21 protein-coding genes are annotated in these 24,256 nt (G+C 74.8%); 13 read left to right on the top strand and 8 right to left on the bottom strand.

Annotation, left to right across the window (positions count from 1 at the left end; genetic code table 11):
- Positions 1-5 precede the first annotated feature (5 nt).
- The 3 genes from HC251_RS10940 to HC251_RS10930 are packed head-to-tail and all read left to right on the top strand — an operon-like array spanning position 6 to position 2,685.
- Positions 6-1,103, top strand: coding sequence for an N-acetylglucosamine-6-phosphate deacetylase (locus HC251_RS10940; protein WP_219945317.1), 1,098 nt, complete (start codon positions 6-8; stop codon positions 1,101-1,103).
- Positions 1,104-1,130: 27 nt separating this feature from the next.
- Complete coding sequence (locus HC251_RS10935) at positions 1,131-1,517, top strand: hypothetical protein (protein ID WP_219945316.1); 387 nt, start codon at positions 1,131-1,133, stop codon at positions 1,515-1,517.
- A 13-nt stretch (positions 1,518-1,530) separates the two neighbouring features.
- On the top strand, positions 1,531-2,685 hold the full coding sequence (locus HC251_RS10930; RefSeq protein ID WP_219945315.1) for an FIST N-terminal domain-containing protein: 1,155 nt from the start codon (positions 1,531-1,533) through the stop codon (positions 2,683-2,685).
- 38 nt (positions 2,686-2,723) lie between these two features.
- Here HC251_RS10930 and HC251_RS10925 read toward each other — a convergent pair whose 3' ends face one another.
- The 6 genes from HC251_RS10925 to HC251_RS10900 form a co-directional block, all read right to left on the bottom strand.
- Complete coding sequence (locus tag HC251_RS10925; RefSeq protein WP_219945314.1) at positions 2,724-3,809, bottom strand: hypothetical protein; 1,086 nt, start codon at positions 3,807-3,809, stop codon at positions 2,724-2,726.
- Between the two features lie 216 nt (positions 3,810-4,025).
- The gene (locus HC251_RS10920; protein WP_219945313.1) at positions 4,026-5,135 is read right to left on the bottom strand and encodes a phosphotransferase family protein; all 1,110 of its coding nucleotides are present in this window, start codon (positions 5,133-5,135) and stop codon (positions 4,026-4,028) included.
- Positions 5,136-5,140: 5 nt separating this feature from the next.
- Positions 5,141-6,592, bottom strand: coding sequence for an aldehyde dehydrogenase (locus tag HC251_RS10915; RefSeq protein ID WP_219945312.1), 1,452 nt, complete (start codon positions 6,590-6,592; stop codon positions 5,141-5,143).
- Positions 6,593-6,718: 126 nt separating this feature from the next.
- Positions 6,719-7,519, bottom strand: a complete 801-nt coding sequence (locus tag HC251_RS10910; protein ID WP_219945311.1) for a hypothetical protein — start codon at positions 7,517-7,519, stop codon at positions 6,719-6,721.
- Between the two features lie 424 nt (positions 7,520-7,943).
- Entirely contained in the window at positions 7,944-8,777 is an 834-nt protein-coding gene (locus HC251_RS10905) for a matrixin family metalloprotease (protein WP_219945310.1), read from the bottom strand.
- Complete coding sequence (locus HC251_RS10900; protein ID WP_219945309.1) at positions 8,774-9,484, bottom strand: acetoacetate decarboxylase family protein; 711 nt, start codon at positions 9,482-9,484, stop codon at positions 8,774-8,776. The genes HC251_RS10905 and HC251_RS10900 overlap by 4 nt, the downstream gene beginning before the upstream one ends.
- Before the next feature lie 57 nt (positions 9,485-9,541).
- Here HC251_RS10900 and tkt point away from each other — a divergent pair, with 57 nt between their 5' ends.
- Genes tkt through pgl form a run of 3 tightly spaced genes read left to right on the top strand, consistent with a single transcriptional unit; the run spans position 9,542 to position 13,391 of the window.
- The gene (tkt, locus tag HC251_RS10895; RefSeq protein ID WP_219945308.1) at positions 9,542-11,542 is read left to right on the top strand and encodes a transketolase; all 2,001 of its coding nucleotides are present in this window, start codon (positions 9,542-9,544) and stop codon (positions 11,540-11,542) included.
- A 38-nt stretch (positions 11,543-11,580) separates the two neighbouring features.
- Positions 11,581-12,717, top strand: coding sequence for a transaldolase (gene tal / locus HC251_RS10890; protein WP_219945307.1), 1,137 nt, complete (start codon positions 11,581-11,583; stop codon positions 12,715-12,717).
- Complete coding sequence (gene pgl, locus HC251_RS10885; protein ID WP_219945306.1) at positions 12,714-13,391, top strand: 6-phosphogluconolactonase; 678 nt, start codon at positions 12,714-12,716, stop codon at positions 13,389-13,391. Before tal ends, pgl begins: the two co-directional genes overlap by 4 nt.
- 39 nt (positions 13,392-13,430) lie before the next feature.
- Here pgl and HC251_RS25990 read toward each other — a convergent pair whose 3' ends face one another.
- On the bottom strand, positions 13,431-16,193 hold the full coding sequence (locus HC251_RS25990; RefSeq protein WP_219945305.1) for a protein kinase: 2,763 nt from the start codon (positions 16,191-16,193) through the stop codon (positions 13,431-13,433).
- Positions 16,194-16,437: 244 nt separating this feature from the next.
- On the opposite strand from HC251_RS25990, the gene HC251_RS10875 reads away from it, so the two are divergent.
- Genes HC251_RS10875 through HC251_RS10860 form a run of 4 tightly spaced genes read left to right on the top strand, consistent with a single transcriptional unit; the run spans position 16,438 to position 20,810 of the window.
- Positions 16,438-18,789, top strand: a complete 2,352-nt coding sequence (locus HC251_RS10875; RefSeq protein WP_219945304.1) for a bifunctional FO biosynthesis protein CofGH — start codon at positions 16,438-16,440, stop codon at positions 18,787-18,789.
- Between the two features lie 42 nt (positions 18,790-18,831).
- Positions 18,832-19,458: a LytR C-terminal domain-containing protein gene (locus tag HC251_RS10870; RefSeq protein ID WP_219945303.1), complete on the top strand. Its 627-nt coding sequence runs from the start codon at positions 18,832-18,834 to the stop codon at positions 19,456-19,458.
- A 37-nt stretch (positions 19,459-19,495) separates the two neighbouring features.
- Positions 19,496-19,720: a hypothetical protein gene (locus tag HC251_RS10865; RefSeq protein ID WP_219945302.1), complete on the top strand. Its 225-nt coding sequence runs from the start codon at positions 19,496-19,498 to the stop codon at positions 19,718-19,720.
- Between the two features lie 7 nt (positions 19,721-19,727).
- Positions 19,728-20,810 (top strand): LOG family protein, encoded by a 1,083-nt coding sequence (locus HC251_RS10860; RefSeq protein WP_219945301.1) that lies wholly within the window; start codon positions 19,728-19,730, stop codon positions 20,808-20,810.
- A 57-nt stretch (positions 20,811-20,867) separates the two neighbouring features.
- Here HC251_RS10860 and HC251_RS10855 read toward each other — a convergent pair whose 3' ends face one another.
- Positions 20,868-21,080: a hypothetical protein gene (locus HC251_RS10855; RefSeq protein WP_219945300.1), complete on the bottom strand. Its 213-nt coding sequence runs from the start codon at positions 21,078-21,080 to the stop codon at positions 20,868-20,870.
- A 14-nt stretch (positions 21,081-21,094) separates the two neighbouring features.
- Here HC251_RS10855 and HC251_RS10850 point away from each other — a divergent pair, with 14 nt between their 5' ends.
- The 3 genes from HC251_RS10850 (at position 21,095) to HC251_RS10840 (ending at position 24,127) form a co-directional block, all read left to right on the top strand.
- Positions 21,095-21,838, top strand: a complete 744-nt coding sequence (locus HC251_RS10850) for a ParA family protein (protein ID WP_219945299.1) — start codon at positions 21,095-21,097, stop codon at positions 21,836-21,838.
- 52 nt (positions 21,839-21,890) lie between these two features.
- Positions 21,891-22,631 carry a hypothetical protein gene (locus HC251_RS10845; RefSeq protein ID WP_219945298.1) on the top strand — a complete coding sequence of 247 codons (741 nt, stop codon included), beginning with the start codon at positions 21,891-21,893 and terminating at the stop codon, positions 22,629-22,631.
- A 317-nt stretch (positions 22,632-22,948) separates the two neighbouring features.
- Complete coding sequence (locus tag HC251_RS10840; RefSeq protein ID WP_219945297.1) at positions 22,949-24,127, top strand: HNH endonuclease signature motif containing protein; 1,179 nt, start codon at positions 22,949-22,951, stop codon at positions 24,125-24,127.
- Positions 24,128-24,256: the final 129 nt, after the last annotated feature.

Here is a 24,256-nt window from a genome sequence, read left to right as displayed (position 1 = left end):
TGGTCATGACCGTCCTCGCCGCCTCCCAGGTGGTGACGCCGATGGGCGTGCTCGCCCCCGGCCTGGTCGAGGTGGACGACGGGCGGATCACCTCGGTCGTCCCCACCACCGGGCCCGTGCCCGAGCGGATCCTGGCCCCGGGCTTCGTCGACCTCCAGGTCAACGGGGTGGAGGACGTCGACGTGGCCGCCGCCTGCTCCCCCGCCGACTGGGACCGCCTCGACGGGCTGCTCGCCGCCCAGGGCACCACGACGTGGCTCCCCACGCTGGTCACCGCCCCGCTCGACGCCTACGCCGACCGCCTCGACCGCATCGCCGAGGCCGCCGCCCGGCCCGGGGCGCGGCCCCGGATCGCCGGCGCCCACCTCGAGGGCCCGTTCCTCGGCGGCGCCCACGGCGCCCACCCCTCGGCCCTGGTGCGCCCCCCCGACCCGACGTGGCTGGCCGCCCTGCCGCCCGTCGTGCGGTTGGTGACCCTCGGAGCCGAGGTCGACGGGGCCGGCGACGCCATCCGGGCCCTCTCGGCCGGGCGGACGGTCGTCGCCGTCGGGCACTCGTCCGCGACCCTGGACCAGGCGACGGCGGCGATCGACGCCGGGGCCCGCCTCGTCACCCACGGCTACAACGCCATGTCCGGCCTCCACCACCGCGAGCCCGGGCTGGTCGGCGCCTTCCTCACCGACGACCGGGTCACGGTGTCGCTCATCGCCGACGGGGTCCACGTCCACCCGGCGGCGATCGACGTCGCCTTCCGGTGCAAGCCCGACGGGCGGGTCGTCCTCGTCACCGACGCCGTGGCCTGGCGAGCCGGTCGGGTCGGGTCGATCGGGCTCACCCACGACGGTCGCGCCCCCCGGCTGCCCGACGGGACGCTGGCCGGCTCGTCGCTGACGATGGACGCCGCCGTCGGGCTCGTCGTCCAGCGGGTCGGGGTGTCGCTCGAGCGCGCCGTCCGGGCCGCGGCGACGACGCCGGCCCAGCTCCTGGGGCTGCACGACCGGGGCGCCCTCGCCGCCGGCCGCCACGCCGACATCGTCGCCCTCGACCCCACCTCCCTGCGGGCCACCGGCACCTGGATCGGCGGCCACCAGGTCCACGGCTGACGACGACGACCCCTACGGTGGGTCGCCATGGACATCGTCGCCGCCGTCTTCATCGAGGAGATGGAGATGCGCCAGGTCCCCGGGCCCTCGACGCGCATCGACCTCACCGGGGTGCACTTCTCCCTCGCCGCCCCGGCCCCCGTGCCCGTGACCCTCGAGCCGCACCTCCTCGTCCTGGTCCGCTGCCGGCCCGACGAGCCCGGCCAGGGCGCGCTGGAGGTCGTGTACCGGCGGGGCGAGGAGCAGGTCGCCCGGAACGTGCAGCCGCTGCAGGTGGAGCCGGGCAAGTTCAACTACCGCCTCGTGCGGGCCCAGCTGGAGTTCACGGACTACGAGGTCGTCGAGGCCCACTGCCGCCTCGACGGCGGACCGACGACGGTCGTCCCCCTGACGCTGCTGCCCCCGGTCGACTGAGGCGGGTCCATCGATGGCCTTCGCCGCCGCCCTCTCCGAGCACCCCTCGCCCCCCGAGGCCGTGGGCGAGGTCGTCGGCGCGGTGCTCGACGAGATCGGCCCCGCGCCCGACCTGGCGGTGCTCTTCCTCTCCCCAGCCGTGGCCGGCGCGGCCGACGACATCGCCGCCGCGGTCCGCGCCACCCTCCGGCCCGGCTGCCTCGTCGGGGCGGCCGCCAGCACGGTGATCGGCGGCCGACGCGAGGTCGAGGAGGGCCCGGCCATCGCCCTGTGGGCCGGGCGCACCGGCCCCGTCCTCCCCGTCCGCATCACCGCCCACCCGACCGACGGCGGCGTGCGGATCCTCGGCGTCCCCCAGGCGGCCGGCGAGGGCGGGCCCCGGACGCTGCTCCTCCTGGCCGACCCGTTCAGCCTCCCGCTCGACGCCCTCCTGGCCACCATGGCCGGCGACCTCCCCGACCTGACGGTCGTCGGCGGCCTGGCGTCGGCCGCCCGCGGCCCGGGGGGCAACCACCTGGTCCTCGACGACGCGGTCCACCGCGACGGCGCCGTCGGGGTGCTGCTCCCGCCGGGCACCGTGGGCCGCCCGGTCGTGTCCCAGGGCTGCCGGCCCGTCGGCGACCCCATGATCGTCACCGAGGTGGACGGCCAGCTGCTGCTCGGCCTCGCCGGCCAGCCCGCCCTCGACCGCCTGCTCGCGTCGGCCGAGTCGCTGGGCGACGGCGACCGCTCGATCTTCGAGCTGGGCCCCCAGATCGGCGTGGTGGTCGACGAGACCCAGCCCGAGTTCCGCACCGGCGACTTCCTGATCCGCAACGTGACCGGCGTCGACCCCGACCGGCGGGCGGTCGCCATCGGGGCCCAGGTGGAGGTGGGCACGACCGTGCAGTTCCACGTCCGCGACGCGGCCAGCGCCGACGACGAGCTGCGGTCGCTCATGGCCGAGGTCGCCCGGCCTCGGGCGCCGCGCACGCGCGGGGCGTTGCTGTTCACGTGCAACGGGCGGGGGACGGCGTTCTTCGGCGACCCCGACCACGACGCCGAGCTGGTGGTCGAGGCCGTCGGCCCCGCCGTCGCCGGCATGGCCTGCGCCGGCGAGATCGGGCCCATCGGCGGCGTCAACCGCCTCCACGGCTACACCGCGTCCACGCTCGTCCTCGACGCCTGACCGCCGACCGGCGCCCGGCGGTCACCGGTCGGCGTCCGCTACCAGCCGGTCCAGCCGCTGGGGTCGTGGCGACCGATCAGCAGCCACTCGAAGAGCCCGTGGCCGACGTGCTCGCCGCAGGTGAAGCGGCTGACGCTCTCCTTGATGCCCCAGATGGAGGCCAGCACCTCCGGGTCGGTCAGGTCGAAGTGCAGGTCCTGCACCACCAGGTCGCCCTGCCACATGCCGTGGCGCCAGTCCGGCTCCGAGCCGTAGCCCGTGGCCTTGCTCAGGTGGACCGGCAGCAGCACCTCGACGTCGATGTCGAGCGGCTTGCCCTCGTCGGTCAGGTGCCAGGTCGCGCCGAGGGCGTTGCGGGTGCCCTCCTCGAAGCGGATGTCGATGGTCGGGGTGCCCAGGTCGTCGGTCCGGCCGTCGGGCCAGACCCGCACCGCCTGGCGGACGACCGGGGAGCCGTCGGGCTGGTCCTGGTAGATGCACAGGATCGAGAACTCGTCGAACTGCATCGGGCAGTAGATCCAGTAGAAGCCCTCCAGGGGACGGGCGCCCTGGATGCCGGGCGGCTCGGGCTCGCCCACCGGGCGGATGCCCCACGAGCGGTCGCGGCTCCCCCACCAGTGGTCGGGGGTGACCTCGTGGCGGGTGCCGGCGACCTCGAGCCAGCCCTCCCAGCGGCCGGTCTGGGCGTAGCGCATCGAGTCGAAGGTCTGGCGCTCGTTGAGCCGCATCACCTGGCCCGGCTCCTCGTGGGCGGGGATGGCCCCGGTCCACGTCATGTCGCAGGCCAGCCCGCGGTCGCCCTCCTCGCAGACGACCCGGACGACCTGGAGGGGCTCGACCACCTCGATCCGGAGCGGTCCGCAGCTGGTGTCCATCCGGTCGAGGGTGAGGGCCCGCGACGCCCGCACGACCCGGTGGTCGGTGGCGTCGGCCACCATCAAGAAGCCGTCCTGGACCCCGAGGTTCGGGTACTGGCCGATGCTGAACACGGCGAACAGCTCGTCGGTGCTGGGGTGGGCGTTGAAGTAGTACCGGTCGTAGAAGTTCCGGTCCGACGTGGCCACGTGCCGCATCGAGATCGGCGCCTGGTGGATCGGGTACTCGTCGAGCGGGGACAGGGTCACGACACGCCACCTCCGGAGCAGCGGGGGGATCCGCCAGACGGCTGTCCGGCGGACGGATCCATCCACGTCCGACGACGTCGCCCTGGGGTGGCGGGGCGGGGTCGGCGGACGTGGATCGGGTGCTCGTCGAGCGGCGAGAGGGTCATGACGGTTCTTCCTGTTCCGTTCCGTCGATCCTCATCCCCCGTGGAGGGGACCAGGGGTGACAGAAGCGAGCTAGTGGAGGTCGGAGGGGTGGACGTCCATGGCCGCGAGCGCCCGCTCGAGGGCGGCGCAGGCCATGTTGGTGCGCTCGAAGTCGGAGTCCTGGGGGAACAGGTCGGTCTCCTTGAGCAGGGCGGTCAGGCGGACCATGACGATGGCGAAGCCGACGCCGGCGTTGATCTCGGCCCACCGGTGGTGGGCGGCGGAGCGGCCCGTGGCCGCCTCCCAGCGGGCGGCCGTCTCCTCCGAGGACGGGAGGCCCGGCAGCCGGGGCTGGTCGAGCCCCGCGGACAGGGTGTGGTCGAGCCAGGTGAACCAGCCCAGGTCCTGGACGGGGTCGCCGACGTGGACCATCTCCCAGTCGAGGACGGCGGCCACGCGGACGGTCTCGGCCGACTCCCGCCCGGCGAAGAGCTGGTTGCCGATGCGGCTGTCGCCCCAGCAGAGGGCCACCTCGTCGTCGGGGAGGTCGGGGGGCTGGTTCTCCCGCAGCCAGGCGATCCCCAGCTCGGGGACCTCCTGGCGGGCGTGGGGCGAGCACCAGGCGAGGAAGTCGGCCCACGCGTCGACCCGGGCACCGAGGCGGCTGCCGCCGTCGGGGCAGGGGTCGAGGTCGGCCAGGCCGAGCGTCCGCCAGTCGACGGTGTGGACCGCGGCCATGGCGTCGAGGCCCCGCTCCCACACCGCCCGCTGGAGGTCCTCTCCGCCGTCCTTGAGCCAGCCCTCCATGGAGTAGGGCGGGCTGTCGCAGGGGGCCTCGCCGTCGACGCGGTCCATGACCATGAACGGGGCACCGAGGATCGACGGGTCCTCCTCGTACCACCGCAGCGTCGGCACGGGCAGACCCGGCACCGATCCCCCGCCGATCGCCGACATGACCCGGTGCTGGACCTCGAAGAGGTCGTCGGGGAAGACCGTGTGGGTCGTCGGCTGGACCCGCACGACGAGGCGCTGCTCGGCCCCGCCCCACGTGGCGTCGGCCAGGATCGTCTCGTTGCTGAAGCCGGTGGTGGGCGGGCCGGCGGCCCGGATGACCTCGACATCCTCGCCGACGCGGTCCGTGAGCCAGCGCGACAGCGCCGCCCGCAGCTCGTCGGGGTCGCGCGGGCTCGGGAGGGCCACCCCGCTCAGCCCTGCGCCGCGTGGGCGACCGTCTGGGTCTGCAGGAAGGCCTCGAGACCCTCCGGCCCCAGCTCCCGGCCCATGCCCGAGGCCTTGAACCCGCCGAAGGGCGAGCACATGTCCATGGTGAAGGTGTTGACGTTCACCGTGCCGCTCTGGATGCGGCGGGCGATGGACGCGGCGGCCTCGTGGTCGCCGCCCCAGACCGAGCCGGACAGGCCGTAGGGCGAGTCGTTGGCGATCCGCACCGCGTCCTCGACGTCGTCGTAGGGGATCACCGTCAGCACCGGCCCGAAGATCTCCTCCTGGGCGATGCGCATGTCGTTGATGGCGTCGGCGAAGACGGTGGGCTCGACGAACCAGCCCTTGTCGAGGCCGGCGGGCCGGCCGCCGCCGACGGTGACGCGGGCCCCCTCGGCGCGGCCGATGTCGAGGTAGCCGAGGACCCGCTCGCGCTGGCGCTCGGCCACCAGCGGGCCGATCTCGGTGGCGGGGTCGAGGGCGTCGCCGACGGTGAGGGCGCCGACCGCCTCGGAGACGGCGTCGACGACCTCGGCGTAGCGGTCCCGGCTGGCCAGGATGCGGGTCTGGGCCACGCAGGCCTGGCCGTTGTTCATCACGCCGACGGGGACCAGCTTGGCCACGACGTCGGCCAGGTCGACGTCGTCGAGGATGATCGCCGCCGACTTGCCCCCCAGCTCGAGGGTGAGCGGGCGGAGGAGCTGGCCGCACACGCTGGCGATCTGCCGGCCGGCGGCGGTCGACCCGGTGAAGGAGACCTTGTCGACGCCGGGGTGGGTGACGAGGTGCTCGCCGACCTCGCGCCCGGCGGGGACGATGTTGACCACGCCCGGGGGCAGGCCGGCGTCCTGGAAGATCTGGCCCAGCGCCTGGGCCGACAGCGGCGTCTCGGGGGCCGGCTTGAGGACGACGGTGTTGCCGGCGACGAGGGCGGGGGCCAGCTTGATCATGGCCTCGAACACCGGCACGTTCCACGGCACGATGGCGGCCACCACGCCGTAGGGCACCTTGCGGACCTCCGACGGGCCCATCATCCCGGCGCGGGTGTCGGTGAACTCGTAGGTGTCGGCCAGCCCGACGTACTGGTCGGCGATCATGGTCGCCGCGAAGACCTGCCCCATCACGCCCCACGACACCGGGCAGCCCATCTCGCCCGAGATCAGCTCGGCCAACCCCTGCATGTCGGCGGTGAGGGCGCCCGACACGGCGGCCAGGACGGCGCCCCGCTCCTTGGGGCTCATCTGGGCCCAGGGGCCGTGGTCGAACGCCTGCCGGGCGGCGGCGACGGCGGCGTCCATGTCGTCGGTGGTCCCCTCCGGGACCCGCCCGAAGGGCTCCTCGGTGGACGGGTTGATGACCTCGATGGTCCCGGTGCCCCTCGGTGCGACCCAGTCGCCGCCGATGAGGAACGAGTCGTGGGCGATGACGTCAGCCATGGCGGGTCTCCTTCGAGGTGCACGTCGCAGCGCAGCCGACCCGCTCAGGGCGGCGGGCGGGTCGGTGGACGGGTGTCCAGGTGCACTGTAGAACGTGTTCTCGTTCGGCGCTGGCCAGCCCCCGGTTCAGAGGTCGGGCTCGCACTCCCCGGTGCCGACGAGGGCCAGGCCGGCCCGGTCGCCGTCCCCCCACTCCGACGGCGTGCTGTTGGGGTCGTCGGTCATCACCTGGTCCGAGGGGGTGACGTGGCCCAGCCCGACCAGGTGGCCCAGCTCGTGCATCATCACGCCGAGCACGTCGGCGCTGCGCCCGGCGGCGATGAGGTCGGCGGCGTAGTCCCCGGCCATCTCGACGTAGCCGGTGACGTAGACCTCCTCCTCCGACGCCGCCACCCGGAAGCTGGGCAGGGCGAGGCCGGCGGCGCCGTCGAGCTCGGGGTCGGCCATGGCGTCGGTCCAGGAGATCAGGACCGGGGACCAGCCCTCGCCGTAGCGGCCGGGGTCGGAGTCGGGGCGCACCTCGTCGCCGACCGGGGCCATCTCGTCGGTGGCGCCCTCGTCCACGAACACCAGGCCCGTCGCCTCCTCGATCTTGGCCACGGCCTGGTCGAGGATCCCCATGGCCCCCTCGGGGGCGCGGGCGCTGTTGACCACGTACTCGATGGGGTCGCAGGGGTCCCAGGCGACGGGGTCACCGTCGGCCTCGGTGGTGAAGAAGGTGAACGGGTCGTCGGTGGCGGCGGCGACGGGCGGCGGGGCGAGGCGCCCGTCGGCACGGGTCGTCGGCGGCGCCTCGGCGGCGACCTCCTCGGTCGCGCCCTCGGCCGCGGCCGACGCGGTGTCGTCGTCCTGGGCGCGGTACAGGACGGCTCCGGCCAGGAACACCAGGGAGCAGAGCAGGGCGACGACGGCGAGACCGAAGCCCACCGCCGCACCGCTCCCCCGGTGGACCGGCTCCGGCGGTGGCCAGGGTCCGACCCCGCCAGGTCCGGGCGGCCACGCACCGGGGGGGCCCGACGCCGGCGGGCCGTACCCGCTCGGGGCGCCGACGGGCGGGGCCGGGACCGTCCACGACGGGCCCGGCGACGGGCCCGGCGACGGGGCCGCCGGCGGAGCCGACGCCGGGGCTGCGGCGCCCGGCGGCGACCACGACACGGTCGCCCCGGCACCCGGGGCCTGGGGCCCTGGGACGCGTGGGTCCCGGGCCTGGTCACCGTCGTCGCTCATCCCCGCTGGTCCTCCGTGTGCGTCCCCGGCCCGGGACGCTACCGGCCCCCGGCGGTCCGGCGCCGCCCTCCGGGGACGGGGTCCCGCCCCCGTCCGGACCGCCGGCGGGCCGCCGACCAGGCCGTCACAGCTCGGGGACGCAGGGTCCCCGGCCCAGCCGGGCCAGGCCGGCCCGGTCGCCCGGCCCGTAGCCCGACGCCCCCGGCTGGCCCTCGGGGTGCATCAGCTCGTCGGGGTCGTCGACGTGGCCCAGGCCGACCACGTGGCCCAGCTCGTGCAGCAGCACCGAGCGGACCTGGTCGCGCCCGCCGGTGACCCGCAGGGCCGCGCCCATCTGCGGGCCGTCGAGGAGCAGGGTGCCGGTGACGAGCACCTCGGTCCCGGGCCGGTCCGGCGGGGCGACGGCGACGTTCCCGCCCAGCCCGCCGACATCTCCCGCCAGCGCCGGAGTCGTCTCGGGATCGGTCCACGACACCAGGACCGGGGCCCACCTGTCGCCGTAGCGGTCGGGCTGCACCGGGGCCCGGTCCTCCGCCGGCGGCTCGTCGGTCGGCCCCTCGTCGTCGATCCGCAGCCCCGTGGCCCGCTCCACCTCGGCGAGGGCCTCGGCCAGGAGGGTCGCCGCCCCCTCGGGGGCCGTGCGGTCGTCGACCACGACGCGGATGGGACGGCACGGGTCCCACGTCACCGGGTCGTCGGACCCGTCCTGGGTCCGGGAGAAGACGTGGGCGCCGCCGCCCGGTGCCTCCGGCGGCTCGCCCCGCGGCGTCGTCGCCCCGGGCTCGGGCGTCGGGTAGGCGAAGGTGCGACCGCCCGACCGGAAGGTGGGCTCGGTGGTCGGGGCCGTCACCGGGTCGTCGGTGCCGCCCGCTCGGACCAGCACGACGGCCACGACCAGGCAGCCCGCCCCGACGGTCGCCGCCAGGCCGGGCAGCACGCGCCGGCGGCCGTCGCTCACCCGAGGGGCTGGCCGGCCTGGAACGTGGCGGTGAGGCCCTCGCCCCAGGTGGCCAGGTCCGGGGTGGTGGGCAGGCCCAGAGACCGGAGCTCGTCGGCGATGGTGCCCTCGCCCAGCTCGACGACGACGGCGGCCGGGTCGACCACGCCGGTGCCCATGTCCATGCGGAGAGCGGTGGCGTGGGGGACGCCGTCGAGGTACGAGTAGCTGGCGGCCTCGACGCCCTGGGCCGGCCCGAGGGGGTCGGCGCGCGGCAGCGTGATCGCCAGCTGCGGGCCCTCGGCCGTGGCCAGGGCGACCCGGACCGCGTCGGCGGCGTAGGTGACGTCGATGTCCTCGACGGTCTTGGGGAACCCCATCACCCGGTTGCCGGCCTCGCAGGTGAACTCCTGGTTCACCGGCATGCGGTACACGAACGAGCCGACGACCTCCGCCGGGGCCCCCGCGGGTCGGGCCAGGAACCCGAGGTTGACCTCGTCGTAGTCGCCCCACGGGTTCCGGACGTAGTCGCACAGGGCGACGACCAGCTGGGCCGTCCCCGGCGCCACCTCGACGACCTCGAAGTCGTCGCCGGGCAGGAGGCGGGCGGCGGCGGCGGCCGGGACCGAGAACAGCAGGGTGGCGGCGTTCATCTCGGCCACCTCCATGGGGAAGGTGATCTCCCGGCCCTGGATCGAGCCCCACACGGTGGTCGCCACGTCGCTCATGACCGGACCCTACGGCGCCCGCGGGGCCGGCGGGGGCGTATCGGTAGTGTGCGAGGCGTGACCGACGCCGATCTCGAGCAGCGCGCCATCAACGTGATCCGGGCCCTGGCCATGGACATGCCCATCAAGGCCAACAGCGGCCACCAGGGCACGGCGATGGCCCTCGCCCCCCTGGCCCACGTCCTGTGGACGCGGGTGATGACCTACGACGCCGAGTCGCCCCACTGGGTCGACCGCGACCGCTTCGTCCTCTCGGCCGGCCACGCCTCGGTCCTGCAGTACGCCATGTTGCACCTCACCGGCACGAGCCTGACCCTGGACGACCTCAAGGCGTTCCGCCAGTGGGGCTCGGCCACACCCGGGCACCCGGAGGCCGGCCACACCGTCGGCGTCGAGGTCACCACCGGCCCGCTGGGCCAGGGCCTGGGCCAGGCCGTGGGCCTGGCGCTGGCCGAGCGCTGGCTGCGGGCCACCTACGGCCAGGACGTCGTCGACCACCACACCTGGGTGATCGTCTCCGACGGCGACCTGGAGGAGGGCATCAGCCACGAGGCCGCCTCCCTCGCCGGCCACCTGGGCCTCGGGCGCCTGATCGCCGTCTACGACGACAACCACATCTCGATCGACGGCCGCACGGACCTCACCTTCAGCGACGACACCCCGGCCCGCTTCCGGGCCTACGGCTGGGAGGTCGTCGAGCTGGGCGAGGCGTCCGAGGACCTCGACGCCCTCGAGGCCGCCCTGGTCGCGGCCAAGGCCGACGAGGACCGTCCCACGCTGATCGTCGTCGAGAGCAAGGTCGGCTACCCGTCGCCCGGGTTCACGGACAACTACAAGGCCCACGGGAACCCCATCGACGCCGAGGAGGCGGCCCGGACCAAGGAGGTCATGGGCCTCCCGCCCGACGAGACCTTCCACATCCCCGACGACGTCCTCGAGCTCTACCGCGAGGCGGGGATCCGGGGCCGGGCCGCCCACGAGGCGTGGCAGTCCCGCTTCGACTCCTGGGACGGCGACAAGGCGGCGTGGGCCGCCGGCCAGGCCATGACCGGCGTGCCCGGCTGGGAGGGCGCCCTCCCGAGCTGGGACGTGGGCGAGGAGCCCGCCACCCGGGTCGCCAGCGGCGACGTCTTCCAGGCCCTGGTGGGCTCCGTGCCCGGCCTCCTCGGCGGCGGCGCCGACCTGTCGGGCAACACCGGCACGGCCCTGAAGGGCGTCGGCGTCCAGTCGCGCCAGGAGCCCGCCGGCCGGCAGATCTACTTCGGCATCCGCGAGCACGGCATGGCCGCGGCCATGAACGGGATGGCCCTCCACGGCGGCGTCCTGCCGGTCGGCGGCACGTTCATGCAGTTCAGCGACTACTGCCGCCCCGCCGTACGGCTGGCCGCCCTCAGCCAGGCCAAGGTCATCTACTCCTTCACCCACGACTCGGTGGCCCTGGGCGAGGACGGCCCGACCCACCAGCCGATCGAGCACCTCATGGCCCTGCGGGCCATCCCCCGCCTCCGCATGATCCGCCCCGCCGACGCCAACGAGACGGCGGCGGCGTGGAGGGTCGCCATCGCCGGGGAGGGCCCGACCGCCCTGGCCCTCTCCCGCCAGGGGGTGCCGGTGCTCGAGGGCACCAGCGCCGACGGCGTGGCCCGGGGGGCGTACGTCCTCGGTGGCGTCACCGACGGCGGCGAGCCCGACCTGGTCCTGCTGGGCACCGGCGCCGAGGTCCACACCTGCGTGGAGGCGGCCGAGATCCTGCGGGCCGAGGGCCGCACCGTCCGGGTCGTGTCGATGCCGTCGTGGGACATGTTCTCGGCCGAGGACTTCGACTACCAGGACGAGGTCCTCCCGGCCGGCGTGCCCACGCTCGCGGTGGAGGCCGGCGTCTCCCTCGGCTGGGACCGGTGGGCCGACGCCAGCGTCAGCATCGACGGCCGCTTCGGCGAGTCCGCCCCCGGCACCGAGGCCCTCGAGCGCCTCGGGTTCACCCCCGAGAACGTGGCCGAGCGCGGCCGCGAGCTGATCGCCGACCTCGTCGAGGACACGTCCGTCGGACCCGTCTGATCCCGACCCCTTCTCCCGTCCCCCGGAGGGCTGTTGCCATGACCACGCTGCACGAGCTGTACGACGAGCAGGGCCAGAGCCCCTGGCTCGACAACCTGCGCCGGAGCTTCCTCGACAGCGGGGAGCTGGCCGCCTGGGTCGACAAGGGGGTCCGAGGCGTCACGTCCAACCCGTCGATCTTCCAGAAGGCCATCGCCGGATCGGCCGACTACGACGAGCAGTTCGCCGCCGGGCTGGCCGAGGGCCTCTCGATCGAGGACATCTACTGGGCCCTCGTGGTCCGAGACATCGAGGGCGCCCTGGCCGTGCTGCGGCCCACCTACGACCAGAGCGACGGTCTCGACGGCTACGTGAGCGTCGAGGTCGCCCCCAGCCTGGCCCGCGACACCGAGGGCACGACCGCCGCCGCCCGCGACCTCCACTTGCGGATCGACGAGCCCAACCTCTACGTCAAGATCCCCGGGACCGCCGAGGGCCTGCCCGCCATCCAGGCGATGATCGCCGAGGGCCGCAGCGTCAACGTCACCCTCCTGTTCAGCCTGAGCCGCTACGGCGAGGTCATCGAGGCGCACCAGGCGGGGCTCGAGCAGCTCGTCGCCTCGGGCGCCTCCCCCGAGGTCGTGGGCCGGGTGTCGTCGGTGGCGTCGTTCTTCGTCAGCCGGGTCGACGCCGAGGTCGACCGGCGCCTCGACGCCATCGGCAGCGACGAGGCCACCGCCCTGAAGGGCCGGGCCGCCGTCGCCAACGCCCGCCGGGCCTACGCCCTCTTCCTCGAGCGCTACTCCGGCCCCCGCTGGGAGGCGCTGGCCGCGGCCGGGGCCAAGGTCCAGCGCCCCCTGTGGGCGTCGACCTCGACCAAGGACCCCAGCTACCCCGACACCCTCTACGTGGACACCCTCATCGGGCCCGACACGGTGAACACGCTGCCCGACGCCACCCTCGAGGCCTTCCTCGACCACGGCACGGTGGCCCGGACCGTCGACGCCTCCGCCGAGGACGACCTCGAGGTCCTCGACCGCCTCGCCCGGGTCGGGATCGACCTGGGCGACGTCACCGAGCTGCTCGAGAAGGAGGGCGTGGCCGCCTTCGAGGCGTCCTACGACGACCTCCTCGGCACCCTCACCGAGAAGGCCGAGCAGCTGAGGGCCGACCCCCCGCCCGGCCAGGGCTCGTGACGATCGCCGGCCTCACGGTCGTCCCCGACGTCCCCGCCGCCTTCGCCGAGCGGGTGATCGACTCCTTCGGGGCCCGCGCCGAGGAGACGTACTCGATCGCCCTCTCGGGCGGTGACACCGCCCGCCGCTGCTACGAGCGCCTGGCGGCCGACGCCGCCACCCGGATCGACTGGTGGAAGGTCGACGTGTACTGGGGCGACGAGCGCTGCGTCCCCCACGACCACGAGGACTCGAACTACCTCCTGGCCCGCGAGGCCCTGCTCGACCGGGTCGGGGCGGCCAACGCGACCCACCTGATGCGCTGCGCCGAGGTCGACGCCTACCAGCTCCGGGTCGGGGACCTGGGCCGGTTCGACCTGGTGCACCTCGGCCTCGGCCCCGACGGCCACACCGCGTCGCTGTTCGCCGGGTCGCCGGCGTTGGAGGCCGACCCCGGCCGGCTGGTGGCCCTCAACGAGGACCCGTCGGGTCGCAACCCCTACCCGAGGATGACCCTCACCCTCGCCGGCATCGCCCGGGCCCGGCTGGTGGTCGTGACCGTCGAGGGCGAGGCCAAGGCCGAGGCCCTCGCCGCGGTGGCTCGGGGCGACGACGTGCCCGCCTCCCGCATCGAGGCCGAGCGGGTGATCTGGCTCGTCGACGAGGCGGCCGCCTCCCTCCTGCCCCCGGCCTGATCCCGGTCCCGTCCCGGGGTCCGCCGCGGCGGAGGTCGATCAGGGGGCGGCGAGCAGGTGGACCCCGGCGGGGTCGAGCACGGCCAGGCCACCGTCGACGGCCGCCACGTCGGTGGCCTCCGGGTGGGCGGTGCTCTCCCACAGCACCGACAGGTCCTGCTGGGAGTAGGCCGTCACCACGCCTCCCTGGAGGACGACGAGGCCACCGGCGAAGTAGGTGACCGAGGATCGCCCGCCGCTCGGATCGAGGGTGACCGACTCCAGGACCTCGCCGGTGGTCACGTCGAGCACCCGGAGGCCGACGCCGGTGTGACCGGCCACCAGCCGCCCGGCGTCGCCGACCCACACCGGGCCGCCCATGGCGGTGTCGATGACGGCCTGGTCGTGCTCGGGGGTCAGCACCAGCCGCTCGCGGGGCGTCCGCCACAGGAGCTCCTGGGACGCCACGTCGATGCCGAGGTCGCCGCCCTCGGTCCCCACGATGGCGGTGCCGCCGACGGCCCACACCGCGTACGGCCGGCCCATCGGCGTCTCGGCGGTGGAGAGCTCCTGGGACCAGGCGACCGCGCCGCTCTCGGTGTTGACGGCCACCAGCGCGTCGGCCGTCGCCGTGAGGAGGAAGCCCTGGGCCACCACCCCGTAGCGCCAGGCGGGCAGGGTCGGAGGCTCCGGCGCCGCCGACACCACCCCCTCGGCCACCCAGGTCTCGGCCCCGGTGGCCAGGTTCCGGGCCACCACCCGGTCCCCGTCGGCGACGTAGACGTTGCGGTTGTCCGTGGCCAGGACCCGGCCGGCGGCCTGCTGCTGGGTGCCGGTCGCCAGGTCGATCACCAGGTACTCGCCGATGTTGGCGAGGAGCATGACGGCGTGGGTGTCCGAGGACTGCGGGTTCTGGAACACGGGCCGGAGGCCCTGCTCGACGGCGACCTCCCACCGCTGCCCGCCCGGGTCGAAGGCCCGGTAGGTGCGGATCTCGTCCACCGTGTTCGACACGACCACCAGGTCCCCGAGCAGGGCCAGGCCCACCCCGCCGGCCAGCCCGTCGATGTCGTGGGCCCACACCTCGGCGCCGTCGCTCGCCGCCAGACGGGCCACCCTCGCCGTGGTCTCGCCCGTCGAGCGCACGAAGACCACGTCTCCGCCGACGGTCCCGATCGAGCACGACGCCCCCTCGCCGCACTCGGCGCCGACGTCCCAGCCCGGCACCGGCTCGTCGGCGACACCGGTGGGCACCGCCAGCGTCGCCCCCAGCGGCGAGTCGACGGTCCCGGGGTCGGTGTCCTCCGGCCCGCTCGGCCCGGTCGTGCCGCCCGGCTCGTCGGTGGTGTCGGTCTCGCCGCCCCCGTCGTCGTCCCCGCCCAGGACCAGCGCCGCGGTCACACCGGCGACGAGCAGCAGGACCACGGCGACGGCGAGGCCCACGAGCACGGGGGCGGTCGCCTTGCGGGGCGCCCGCCCCGGACCGGCCGCACCCGGCGGGCGCGGAGGTGCGGGCGGCCCCGGCCGCCCGGCCGGGCCCGGGGGTGGGACGGACGGGTCGTAGACGGGCAGGACCGAGGTGGCCCCCTCGATCCCGGGGGGCGCGCCGGGCGCGGCCCCGGGGGCCGGCGGGTCGGCCGCCTGGCCCCCGCCGGGCGCCCCGACGACGGTCGGGGGATCGGCGGGCGAGGCGCCTCCCGGCTCCGGGGCCGGCCCCGGCCCGAGCGTGGGTGCGAACACCGTCGCCGCCGCGGGGTCGGGGTCGGCCGGGGCGGTCTGGCCCCGAGCCGGTCCCGGCGGGGTCGGCGGAGGCGGGGTCGGCGGAGGCGGGGGCGGCGGGGGCGTCGCTCCCGCCGGTCGTGGCGTCGCCTCCGGGGGCGGCGGCCCGGGGAGCGGGGTCCCGGGCGGCCCGGTCGCCGGCAGGGCCGGCAGGCCGACGGCGGTGGCGTCGGTGAAGCCGGTCGGCGTCGTCGGCGCCGCCCGGCGGGTCGAGCGGGCCGGCGTCACGGGCAGGCCCCGCTCGGCCTGGATGGCCTGGAGCCGCTCCACCACGGCCCGGGCCGAGTCGGGGCGGTCCCCGGGGTCGGGTCGCAGCGTCGCCGTGATCAGGTCGCGCAGGGCGGCGGGCACCTGTGGGCCGAGCGGCGGCGCCTCGGACCGCAGCACCCGGGCGATGGTCGCCGCCGGCGGCTCCTCCCCGTTCCCGCCGAAGGGGCTCCTGGCCGCCAGCAGGGTGTGGAGGGTCGCGCCCAGGGCCCACACGTCGGCGGTCGGCTCGGGCCGGTGGCCCGACAGGACCTCCGGCGGCGTGAACGGGATGGTCCCCACGAGGACGCCGGTGGCCGTGTTGGCGCCCTCCGACAGCCGGGCGATGCCGAAGTCGCCCAGCTTGGGCGAGCCGTTCTCGTCGAGCAGGACGTTGGCCGGCTTCACGTCCCGGTGGAGGATCCCGGCCTCGTGGGCCGCGGCCAGGGCGTCGGCCACGTGGACGCCGACGTCGAGCACCTCGGGCCACGGCAACGGACCCTGGCGCAGCCGGTCGTGCAGCGAGCCGCCGGGCAGGTGCTCCATCACCAGGTACGGGTGGCCGTCCTCGGTGGTCCCGGCGTCGTGGACGGTGACGACGGCGGGGTGGCCCGACAGGCGGCCGATGGCCCGGCACTCGGCGATGAAGCGACGCTCGCGCTCGGAGTCGTCGAGGCTCTCCCCCAGGAGCTTGACCGCGACCCGACGCCCGAGGCGGCCCTGCTCGGCCAGCCACACCGTGGCGAACCCCCCGGACCCCAGCCTCTCGACGACGACGTACCCGGGAGGCAGCGGCACGGCGGCGATGGCCGGCGTCGGCGGTGGACCGCCGGGGGCTCCCCCAGGTCGTTCGTCTGCCATCCAGGTCGCCCGTTCCCTCGTGCCGTCGCTCACCGACGAGCCCGACTGTACCCCTGCTCCCGGCGGCGGCGGAGGGGGCCGGGGACGGCTCACCTCACCCGGTGGGCCCTCGAGGAGCGTCCTCGTCCGAACGGGTGGCGCCGGCGCGAGGAGCGGGCCGGCGCGCCGGTAGCCTGCCGCGGTGCCCGACCTCTCGAGCCTCCCCACGGCCGAGCTGATCGCCCGCGCCGGGAGCGTCCGCGACGCCGCCCACGGCACGAGGGTGACCTTCTCGCCCAAGGTCTTCATCCCGCTGACGAAGCTGTGCCGCGACCGCTGCGGCTACTGCACCTTCGCCCAACCCCCGGCCCGGCTCGAGGCGCCCTACCTCGACCTCGAGGACGTGCTCGTCCTGGCCCGCCGGGGCGCCGCCGCCGGCTGCCACGAGGCCCTGTTCACCCTGGGCGAGGCCCCCGAGGAGCGCTACCCGTCGGCCCGCACCTGGCTCGACGAGCACGGCTACGCGTCGACCACCGACTACCTCGTCGCCGCCGCGGCCGCGGTGCTGGAGGAGACGGGCCTGCTCCCCCACGCCAACCCCGGCGCCCTGCCCGCCGACGAGCTGGCCCGGCTCCGGGCCGTCAGCCCCAGCCAGGGGATGATGGTCGAGACCCTCCGCGCCGACCTGGCCGCCCACCGGGGCGCGCCGGACAAGACCCCCGAGCGGCGCCTGGCCACCCTCGAGGCCGCCGGCGAGCTCCGCATCCCGTACACCACCGGCATCCTCTGCGGCATCGGCGAGACCGAGGCCGACCGGGTCGAGGCCCTGGAGGCCATCGCCGCGTCGCACCGCCGCCACGGCCACGTGCAGGAGGTGATCGTCCAGAACTTCCTGCCCAAGCCGGGCACGGCGATGCGCGACCACCCGCCCTGCCCGCCCGAGGACCACCAGCGGGCCATCGCCCTGGCCCGCCTGATCCTCCCGCCCGAGGTGCACGTCCAGGCCCCGCCCAACCTGGCCGACGACGTCGCCCCCCTGCTCGCCGCCGGCGTGTCCGACTTCGGCGGCGTCTCGCCGGTCACCATCGACCACGTCAACCCCGAGCGGCCCTGGCCCCACCTCGACGCCCTGCGGGCCGCCACCGAGGCCACCGGGCGCCAGCTGGCGCCCCGGCTGACAGTCCACCCCCGCTACGTGCAGGACGGCGCCGCCGAGACCTGGCTCGACGAGGGCCTGCGCTTCGCCGTCATGGACCGGGCCGACGCCGAGGGCCTGGCCCGCGACGACCCCGGTGCCGTGTACCCGAACAAGGTCGGCGAGGTCCGCAACGTGGGCGACGGGGCCGAGGTGGTCCTGGTGGGCCGGCGCTCGACCCAGTGGTACTCCGGCGCCGACGTCCACCCACCCCGGCTCGTGCCCGGCCCGTCGGCCCCCGTCGGGGGCCCGGTGCGCGAGGTGCTCGACGGGGTGGCGGCCGGCGAGCAGGTCGGCCACGACGAGATCGTCGCCCTGTTCGCGGCGCGCGGCCGCGAGGTGAACGCCGTGGCCGAGGTGGCCGACGAGCTGCGCCGCCGGGCGGTGGGCGACGAGGTCACCTTCGTCCGCAACCGCAACATCAACTACACCAACGTCTGCACCTTCAAGTGCCGGTTCTGCGGCTTCTCCAAGGGGCCCCGCTCGCTGAACCTGCGGGGCACGCCCTACCTCCTCACCCTCGACGACATCGCCGGCCGGGTGACGGAGGCGTGGGACCTGGGGGCCACCGAGGTCTGCCTCCAGGGGGGCATCCACCCCAGCTTCGACGGCGACTACTACATCGACGTCACCCGCGCCGTGAAGGAGGCCGCCCCCGGCATCCACGTGCACGGCTTCACCGCCCTCGAGGTCACCGAGGGGGCCAAGCGCCTCGGCGAGCCCCTGGCCGACTACCTGCGCCGGCTGATGGACGCCGGGCTGCGCACGCTGCCGGGCACGGCGGCCGAGATCCTCGACGACCCGATCCGCCAGATCCTCTGCCCCGACAAGATCGACACCGAGGAGTGGCTGGAGGCGCACCGCACCGCCCACCAGGTCGGGCTGCGCTCGAACATCACCATCATGTTCGGATCGGTCGAGGCGCCCGACTCGTGGGCCCGCCACATCATCCGCACCCGCGACCTGCAGGCCGAGACCGGGGGCTTCACCGAGTTCGTGCCCCTGCCCTTCGTGCACATGGCGGCCCCGCTCTACCTCCAGAAGCGGAGCCGGCGGGGTCCGACGTTCCGCGAGAGCGTGCTCATGCACGCCGTGGCGCGCATCGCCTACGACGGTCTCGTCGACAACATCCAGGCGTCGTGGGTGAAGCTGGGCGCCGACGGCGTGCGCCAGCTCCTCCAGGCCGGCGTCAACGACCTGGGTGGCACGCTGATGGACGAGACCATCTCCCGCTCGGCCGGGGCGTCCCACGGCCAGGGCATGGAGGAGGACGGCTTCCGGGCGATCGTCGAGCCCCTCGGCCGCACCCTCGCCCAGCGGACCACCCTCTACGAGCCGGTGACCCCCACCCCGGTCTGACGTCCGCGGCGGAGGCGGTGGGGCGCAGTAGCGTCCGACGAGGTGGGTGACGACGACCAGACGGTGCGGTTCCTCCGCGACGAGCTGGACCTCCCCGCGCCGGCGGCCGAGCCGGCCCCGCCCCCGCCGCCCCCCGGACCGTCGGCCCCGGTGGGGCCGCCGAGAGCCCGCCGCCGCGGCGGCGGGGTCCTGTGGCTGGGCCTGGTCCTGGCCGTCGTCCTCGCCTTCGTGGCCGGCACCTACCTCCTCGTCGACCGGGTCGAGCGGGACCGCCCCCGGGGCGGGTCGGTCGTCCCCACCACCGCCGCCGGTCCCCCGACCACGGCCCCGACCACCACCGCCGCCCCCCCGGTGACCCAGGACCCGGCGTCGGTGAGCGTCGTCGTCTTGAACGGCACCCCGCAGCGGGGGTGGGCGGCCGACAACGGCGACCGCCTCGACGAGGCCGGGTACGAGACCGAGCGGTCCGACGCCCTGACCGACACCGTCGAGACGACGACCGTGTACGTCGCCCTGCCCGAGCTCGAGCCCGACGCCGCCTCCATCGCCGACCTGCTGGGCTTCCCCGACGCCCCGGTCGAGGCCCGGCCCGCGGAGCCGCTGGGCGAGGCGCCCGCCGCCGCCGAGGCGGACATCGTGGTGGTCCTCGGCGCCGACAGCCTCCCCTGAGCGACACCGGGCGCCGTCCCCTGTAGCGTCCGGCGCCGTGGGCGATGCCGAGGACAGGTCCAGCCGGACCGCGCCGCCGGATCGCCGGGCGCCCTCGGGGCTGCCCACCCGTCGGTTGGTCGTCGTCGCCGTCCTCGTCGCCCTCTCGATGCTCGCCGCCGTGGTGCTCACCCTCGTCCTGGCGTCCGGCGACGACGAGCCGACCGAGGGCGGGGTCGGGAGCCCACCCGTGGAGGTCCCCGAGCCGGTCGTGGGAGGCTGACCCGGACATGAGCACCGACGCCCCTCCCCCCACGGCCGCCGCGCTCGGCACGACGCGGACGGCGCAGGCCCTCGGCGCCCACCTCGACCAGCACGTCGAGGACGCCATCGCCGCCCTGGTCGACGCCGTCGACCCCCCGACCGACGCCGACCTGGTCCGCGACATCATCCGGTCCGCCGCCCGGCTCGGCCGCGACGACACCGCCCGGCTCGACCTCAAGATCGTGCGGGCCGCCATCGCCGAGATGCGCGACGCCTTCGCCCTCTTCGCGGACTACCGCGACGTCCCCAAGGTCACGATCTTCGGCTCGGCCCGCACCAAGGAGGGCAGCCCCCTCTACGAGCAGACCCGCCAGGTCGCCAAGCAGCTGGCCGACGCCGGGTGGATGGTCATCACCGGGGCGGGACCGGGGATCATGCTCGCCGGGATGGAGGGCGCCGGCGTCGAGCGCTCGATCGGCGTGAACATCCGGCTGCCGTTCGAGCAGAGCGCCAACGAGGTCATCACCGGCGACCCGAAGCTGGTGACGATGAAGTACTTCTTCACCCGCAAGCTGATGCTGATGAAGGAGTCGGCCGGGTTCGTGGCCCTCCCCGGCGGCTTCGGCACGCTCGACGAGACCCTGGAGCTGCTGACCCTCCAGCAGACCGGCAAGGCCGTCCCTGCCCCCGTCGTCCTGCTCGACGAGCCCGGCGGCACCTACTGGCACGGCTGGACGAGGTTCGTGCGCGACGAGGTCGAGGCCGGCGGCTACATCAGCCCCCACGACATCGACCTGGCCGACCTGACCGACGACGTGGCGGTGGCGTCGGAGCTGATCACCGGCTTCTACCGGCGCTACCACTCGATCCGGTGGGTCGGCGACCGGCTGGTGATCCGGATGACGACCCCGGTGAGCGATGCCGCCCTGGACGACCTGAACCGACGGTTCGCCCACCTGTGCACGTCGGGCCGCATCGAGCGGGCCGACCCCTTCCCGCCCGAGCGCTCCGACGACGACGTGGTCGACCTCCCCCGCCTCGCCCTGCACTTCGACGTGTTCAAGATGGCCGGGCTGCACCACCTCGTCCGCGCCGTCAACGCCGCCTGAGCCGAACCTTGTCCGGAAGTCCCCCTCCTCGGCAGGGTTCCGGACAAGGTTCGAGGGCTACAGCGTGTCGTCGGGCTCGGAGAGGAGGCCGATGGCCTTCTCGACGGCCCGGCGGGCGCGGGTCAGGCGCTTCTCGTCGACCGGCAGCTCGTGGCCGCCGGCGTCGATCGACTCGCGCAGGCGCACGATGGCCAGGTCCGCCAGCTCCTCGGCGATGACCTCCAGCCGCCCCCGGATCTCGTCGAACTCGCCGGCCACGGGGGCGATCATGCCATGCTCGGTCCGTGCAGTCCGTCGCCCTCACCGCCCTCAAGGGGGGCGTCGGGAAGACCAGCACCGCGGTCAACCTGGCCGCCCTCGCCGCCGCCGCCGGGCACCGGACCCTCCTGTGGGACATCGACCCGCAGGCGGGGGCCACCGCCTGCCTGGGCGTCAAGCCCAAGCTGCGGGGTGGCGCCCAGCGCCTCCTCGGCGGCGACCGGGACCTGTCCGGGGCCGTCCGCCGCAGCTCGATCGACCGTCTCGACGTGCTCCCCGGCGACGTCAGCCTCCGCGAGGCGGACGTCATCGTCAGCAGCAACCGCAAGCCCCGCCGCTCGCTGAAGCGGATCCTCAGCGCCGTCGCCCGGGACTACGACGTGGTGCTCGTCGACTGCCCCCCGGGCGTCGGCCCCGCCACCGAGGTCCTGGTGCGCTCGGTCGACCTGCTGCTGGTCCCGGTCGTCCCCGCCCCCCTCGACCTGCGCGCCCTGGATCGCTTCGCCGACGTGATCGACGACCTGGGGGCGCCGCCCGAGCTGCTGGCCCCGTTCCTGTCGCTGGTCGACCGGCGCAAGCCCCTCCACCGCAAGCTCATGGACGAGGTCCGGACCGAGCGCCGCTTCCTCGCCTCCGCCGTCCCCGTCTCGTCGGCGGTCGAGCGCATGCCCATGGAGCAGGTGCCCACGGTCATCGCCGCCCCCCGCAGCCTCGCCTCCCTCGCCCTGCGGGACCTGTGGGGCGAGGTCGCCGACCGCATCGACCTCTGAGCGGGCGGGTCCGGTGGACCGAGCGCCCGCCGTGCGCCGGTAGGGTCGATCGGTGGCCCGCCGTCGCCCCCCCGAGGACCTCCACGAGTACGTCTCCTTCGACGACCCCGACGAGGACCGCACCTGGGTCTTCGACGTCTCGTTCCTGACCAGCCCCTGGCACTGCATCTTCGGCCAGGGCTGCCCCGGCATCCTCGACGGCCCCGCCCCCGAGATGGTCCAGGGCTGCTGCTCCTACGGCGCCCACTTCACCGGCGCCGAGGACCGGGCCCACGTCGAGGCCATGGCCGAGCGGATGACGGCCGACCAGTGGCAGTTCAAGAAGACGGCCAAGAAGCGGGGCGGGCCGATCAAGGTCAACAAGGACGGCGAGATCGTCTCCCGCCTGGTCGACGACGCCTGCATCTTCCTCAACCGCCCCGGGTTCCCGGCCGGGCCCGGCTGCGCCCTCCACCAGGCCGCGGTCGCCTCCGGCGAGCGCTTCATGGACTGGAAGCCCGAAGTGTGCTGGCAGGTGCCCCTGCGCCGCGTGGACGAGACCGACGCCTACGGCCACGTCACCTCGACGCTCCGGGAGTGGAAGCGCCGGGACTGGGGCGAGGGCGGCTTCGAGTTCCACTGGTGGTGCACGGCCGAGCCCGGCGCCTTCGACGGCGCCCGACCGGTCTACGTCGAGATGCGCGACGAGATCATCGAGATGACCAGCCGGACCGCCTTTCGGATGCTCGTCGAGTACGTCGAGGCCCGGGGGGCGACCACGTTCCTCCCCCACCCCGCCGTCCGCCGCCGCTAGCCGCCCTGCGCCACGGATGGTGCCCGGCACCTTCCGTGGCCCGTGCCGACCAGCGTCGGCGCGACATACCGGGCGGCGGTGCGTCCGGAGCCGCGGGCTGGTGGAGTCGCTGCGATTCGGTGGGCCCTGCGGCAGGCGGGTTCTGGTGCCGTTCCCGGTCTGCCGCTGTGTGGCCTTCTGAGCGTCTCATCGTCGTCTGCGGGCCAACTGACCACAACCGACCTGCGCGCCTCACACGGCGACACAGGAGCCCAGAGATGCCTGGATTTCTTGGGCTTGTGGGGTTCGATTCCCGTCTGCCGGGTACCATGGGTGTCATGTTCGAGGCGCTCGCCACCACCATCGATGACCTGGACATCCCGGTCGACGGCGACGCCCTCGAAGAAGCCCTCTTCCTGCGTGACCGCCTCGACGCCAAGATCTTCCAGGCGGTGGGGTCCTTCGAGGCCACCAACGAGTACGACACCGCCGACGGGTGCCCCACCATGGCGACCTGGCTGCGGGTCAAGGGGCGGATGACCGCTCATGACGCCCAACGGATGGCCAAGACCGCCCGACGCCTCGGCCACCTCCCGATCCTGCAGACGGCGTGGCTCGACGGATCAGTGTCCGGGGGGCATGTCGCCGCGGTGGTGGCGAACCTCAACGACCGCACCGCCCCGTTGTTCCAATCGGATGAGGACCACCTCGTCCGGGTGTTGGGTGAGCTCGACGTGGCCGGGGCGGTTGTGGCGATGAAGACCTGGGCCGCCCATGCCAAGGAGATCGTCGACGACGGCCACGAAGGCGAACCGGACCCGGACCGGTCCGCGCACCTGTCGCCGACGCTCAACGGTGGGCGGTTGGACGCGAACCTCGAACCCGAGGCCTTCCACGCCGCCCAGGCCGCGCTCCGCCTCGTCATGGGCAAGAAGGGCGAGGACGACGAGCGGACACCCGCCCAACGCCGCCACGACGCGCTGGCCGAGATCTTCACCCACTTCCTCGACCACCAGTCCGACCACAAGGGCGGACGGCACCGCCCGCACATCAACATCACCATCGGCCTCGAGAACCTGATCGAGGGCCGAGGGCAGGGGTGCTTCGACGACGGCACACCGATCACCGCCCAGGCCGCCCGACAGCTGGCCTGCGATGCGAACATCCACCGGGTCATCACCCGCGCTGACGGCACCGTCCTCGACTACGGACGCTCCACCCGGACGATCCCGGCGCCGTTGTTCCAGGCGCTGTGCATCAGAGACCGCGGGTGCCGGTTCCCGGGGTGCGACCGGCCTGCCCATCGGACCGACGGGCACCACGTGGCCGAGTGGATCGCCCACCGAGGACCGACGAACCTGCGGAACCTGGTCCTGCTGTGCCGGTACCACCACGGCGTCGTCCACCGCCCCGGCTGGACCATCGAGCTCCGACCCGACGCCACCGTCATCGTCACCACCCCCGACGGACGGAGACGACGATCCCAGCCCGTCGACCGACGGGCCCTCGCCGCCTGATACGCCGACCCCCGGTGAGTCCGCAACGCTGCGGGCTCACCACCGCGCCCCGCCACGGATGGTGCCAGGCACCTTCCGTGGCCTCGCTGTCTGGTGGCCTCGCTTCGCTCAGCCTCCGTTGCCTGTCTG

This window comes from Iamia sp. SCSIO 61187, assembly GCF_019443745.1.
In the GTDB taxonomy this organism is placed as follows: Bacteria; Actinomycetota; Acidimicrobiia; order Acidimicrobiales; family Iamiaceae; genus Iamia.
Note: the sequence above shows the minus strand (reverse complement) of the source record. Positions and strands in the feature narration are given on the sequence as shown.

Excerpts from the sequence above, each read along its gene's own strand:
- HC251_RS10915 (WP_219945312.1), bottom strand. The coding sequence starts at position 6,592 with ATGGCTGACGTCATCGCCCACGACTCGTTCCTCATCGGCGGCGACTGG.
- HC251_RS10930 (WP_219945315.1), top strand. The coding sequence starts at position 1,531 with ATGGCCTTCGCCGCCGCCCTCTCCGAGCACCCCTCGCCCCCCGAGGCC.
- HC251_RS10900 (WP_219945309.1), bottom strand. The coding sequence starts at position 9,484 with ATGAGCGACGTGGCGACCACCGTGTGGGGCTCGATCCAGGGCCGGGAG.
- HC251_RS10935 (WP_219945316.1), top strand. The coding sequence starts at position 1,131 with ATGGACATCGTCGCCGCCGTCTTCATCGAGGAGATGGAGATGCGCCAG.
- HC251_RS10940 (WP_219945317.1), top strand. The coding sequence starts at position 6 with ATGACCGTCCTCGCCGCCTCCCAGGTGGTGACGCCGATGGGCGTGCTC.
- HC251_RS10855 (WP_219945300.1), bottom strand. The coding sequence starts at position 21,080 with ATGATCGCCCCCGTGGCCGGCGAGTTCGACGAGATCCGGGGGCGGCTG.
- HC251_RS10860 (WP_219945301.1), top strand. The coding sequence starts at position 19,728 with ATGAGCACCGACGCCCCTCCCCCCACGGCCGCCGCGCTCGGCACGACG.
- HC251_RS10840 (WP_219945297.1), top strand. The coding sequence starts at position 22,949 with ATGTTCGAGGCGCTCGCCACCACCATCGATGACCTGGACATCCCGGTC.
- tal (WP_219945307.1), top strand. The coding sequence starts at position 11,581 with ATGACCACGCTGCACGAGCTGTACGACGAGCAGGGCCAGAGCCCCTGG.